The sequence below is a fragment of the bacterium genome (assembly GCA_035370465.1).
Classification (GTDB): Bacteria; Ratteibacteria; UBA8468; order B48-G9; family JAFGKM01; genus JAGGVW01.
The window spans coordinates 1-3659 of the sequence record DAOOVW010000085.1; the positions used below are offsets into that span (position 1 = coordinate 1).

Annotated in this window: 3 protein-coding genes; all 3 read left to right on the forward strand. The window is 30.5% G+C overall.

All coding sequences use genetic code 11. The features are described from left to right. On the forward strand, nt 1–1235 hold a 1235-nt coding region (locus tag PLW95_07995), incomplete at its 5' end, for a phosphomannomutase/phosphoglucomutase (protein HOV22596.1). A 269-nt stretch (nt 1236–1504) separates the two neighbouring features. Further along, nucleotides 1505–1975 (forward strand): TlpA disulfide reductase family protein, encoded by a 471-nt coding sequence (locus PLW95_08000; GenBank protein ID HOV22597.1) that lies wholly within the window; start codon nt 1505–1507, stop codon nt 1973–1975. Beyond that, nucleotides 1972–3645 (forward strand): GspE/PulE family protein, encoded by a 1674-nt coding sequence (locus tag PLW95_08005; protein HOV22598.1) that lies wholly within the window; start codon nt 1972–1974, stop codon nt 3643–3645. Before PLW95_08000 ends, PLW95_08005 begins: the two co-directional genes overlap by 4 nt. Nucleotides 3646–3659: the final 14 nt, after the last annotated feature.

Here is a 3659-nt window from a genome sequence, read left to right on the forward strand (position 1 = left end):
AACAAAATAAAAAAACAATTTCAGTTGGAGGAGATAATCGCCTAACAACTCCAGAAATAAAAGAAAAATTAATAAAAGGGCTTCTTTCAACTGGCTGTGAAGTTTTTGATATAGGAATAGTTCCTACTCCTGTACTTTATTTTTCCGTTCACTATTATTGTTTTGATTCAGGAATTATGGTTACTGCAAGTCATAATCCTCCTCAATATAATGGATTTAAAATAGTTATTGGAAACAGGTCTATTTATGGAAAGGAAATTCAGGAAATAGCAGATATTATTGAAAGAGAAGATTTTAAGAACGATAAAGGTAAGGTTAGTAAAGAAATTGCTGATGTTGATTATATAAACTATATAAAAAGTAAATTCAATTTTAAAAACAAATTCAGAGTAGGAGTTGATACAGGAAACGGTATTGCAGGTCCTATAATAGTTCCCTTATTTAAAGAACTTGGAATTAAAATTTTTCCTTTATATATAGAGAGTGATGGTAATTTTCCTCATCATCTTCCAGACCCTGTTGTTCCAGAAAATTTAAAAGACCTTATAAAAATTGTCAAAGAGTACTCATTAGATGTTGGTTTTGGTTTTGATGGAGATGGTGACCGACTTGGAGTTGTTGATGATACAGGGGAGATACAATGGGGGGATAGATTGCTGATTTTATATTCAAGAGAAATTTTAAAGAAAATGCCAAAAAGTAAAATAATATTTGATGTTAAATGTACAAAAGCACTTCAGGAAGAAATTGAAAAAGCAGGTGGTATACCAATAATGTGGAAAACAGGTCATTCATTAATAGAAGATAAATTACATCAGGAAAATTCTCCACTTGCTGGAGAATTATCAGGGCATCTTTATTTTGCAGATGAATATTATGGATATGATGATGCTATTTATGCGAGTTTAAGATTATTAAAGATTCTTGATAATGAAGGCAAAAAACCTTCTCAACTTTTTTCAGATGTTAAAAAATATTTTTCAACGCCAGAAATAAGAATAGAAGTACCCGATGAAAAAAAATTTGATATTGTTGAAAAACTTAAAAATTATTATAAAGGAAAGTACCCTTCAAGCGAAATTGATGGAATAAAAGTTTATTTCCCGGACGGGTGGGCACTTGTCAGGGCATCTAATACGCAACCAGCACTTGTTATCAGGATTGAAAGTGAATCCCAAGAGGCATTAAATAAAATTAAAAATGAATTTTTAGAAGTTATTGAGAAGTTTAAGTAAATTTTTATGTGGGTTAACAATATTTGTAAATCAATAATTCACAAATATAAAAGGGGGTGAGGGAAAATGAAATGCCCTCTAAGGTTGCGGATGCAAAAAAGACCACTGGGAGAATCTGCTTTTGGTGTTCCTGAACAAATTGAGGATTTTGATTTTTGTCTTGAAAAAGAATGTGCATGATGGGATGAGGAAAATAATTCCTGTATTTTATATCATCTAATAGAAATAGATGAAAAGTTAACTATTTTAATTGAAAGGAGGTAAGAAAAATGAAAAAAATTTTGATTTTATTTTTGGGATTTTTATTTATTTCTTGTATTGCAGAAGAGCAACAAAAAAAAGCACCCGTTTTTTCTCTTAAAACAGTCAATAATGAAATAATAAATCTTTCTGACTATAAAGGGAAAGTTGTAATTGTTAATTTTTTTGCCACATGGTGTCCTCCCTGTAAGAAAGAAATCCCTGATTTTGTAAAATTCTATAATGAAAATAAAGATAAAGGAATTGTAGTAATTGGGATATGTGTTGGGAGTAAAGAACAGGATATAAAAAAACTTATAGAAGAATATAAAATAAGTTATCCTGTTTGTATAAGTGATGGAAAGGTTGAAAATGCCTATGGCGGAATAAATGCTGTTCCTACAACTTTTATAATTGATAGAAATGGTTTTATATTTACAAAACAAATAGGAATGATGGAAGAAGAACAACTATATAATATTTTAAAACAAATAAAATGAAATTAGAAGAAATTATTGAGAAATTAAAAGGTAAAGGACTGAGAGAAGAACAAATAAAAATTGTTTTAGAAGAGAAGAGAATAAGCAATTCTCCTTTTGGTTATCTTTTAATAAAATTTGGTTTGGTAAGTGCTGATGATTGGTATAATTTTGTTTTAAAGGAATTAAAAATAGTACCTATAAAAATTGAAAATATGGATATATCCAAGGAAGTTTTGAATATATTACCAGAATTTTTATGTAGAAAATACAGAACAATACCAATTTTCAAAGGCGGGAATAAAATTGTTTGTGCAATGGTTGACCCTGTAGACGAAAGTGTAATTGAAGAACTTAAAAAAATAACAGGAAAAGAAATTGAGCCACGCCTTACAAGAGATGAAGAAATAAGAAATGCACTTGAAAAATATCTTACACAGGGAGGTCTTGATGTAATTTTGCCTGTAAGTAAATCACAGACAATTGGTGAAGTTTATCAACCAGTTGGAATTGAACAAATAAGGGATGATTCAGCAGTTGCTGCTTTTGAAGATATAATTAGCAAGGCAAGTGAACTTAAAGCAACAGATATTCATCTTGAAATTGAGGAAGAAGGAATTAGGTTAAGATATAGAATAAATGGCCTTTTATATGAATTTCCACCTCCACCTCTTGAATTATACACTCCAATTGTCTCTCATATAAAAGTTCTTTCAAACCTTGATATTGCAGAGAAAAGAATTCCACAGGATGGATATTGTAAATTGAAGTTAAAAGATAGGGATATAGACCTGAGAGTCTCAACATTTCCCACTATATTTGGAGAGATGATTGCAATAAGAGTTCTTGATAAAAAAAATATAATTTCTGGACTTGAACAATTAGGATTTTTACCAGAAACATTACATAGATGGAGAATGCTACTTGAAGAACCTTATGGAATTATACTTGTAACAGGACCTACTGGAAGTGGGAAAACAACAACTTTATATTCTTCTTTAAATGAACTTGATAACACTCACAAAAAAATTATGACTGTTGAAGACCCTGTTGAATATCACCTTAAAAATGTTGACCAGACACAGATAAATCCAAGGGCAGGACTTACTTTTGCTGTTGCTTTAAGGTCTATTTTAAGGCAGGACCCCGATGTTGTTATGGTTGGAGAAATAAGAGACCTGGAGACAGCGGAAATAGCATTTAGAGCAGCACAAACAGGACAACTTGTTTTTTCAACTCTTCATACAAATACTGCTCCTGGGGCAATTATAAGATTACTTGATATGGGAGTTGAACCATACCTTATTTCTTCTTCTTTAATTGCTATATTGAATCAGCGACTTGTTAGAAGTATATGTTCTGGCTGTAAATCGGAATACAAGCCAATTGATGAGGAAATTAAAACACTTGACCCAACTCTTTTAGGTAAAGATATTAAATACTATACAGGAAGAGGATGTAATTTATGTAATGGAACTGGTTTTGGAGGAAGAATTGGAATTTTTGAATTGATGATAATGAATGAAGAATTGAGAAGATTAACAATGAGAAAAAGTGATTTAAGGGATATAATGGAAGAAGCAAGAAAAACTGGAATGCGAATACTTAGAGAAGATGGGGTTATAAAAGTAATTGAAGGTATAACGACAATAAATGAAGTAATTTACTCAACAAGAAAGGACTCAGAATGAATATATTTAAAAAT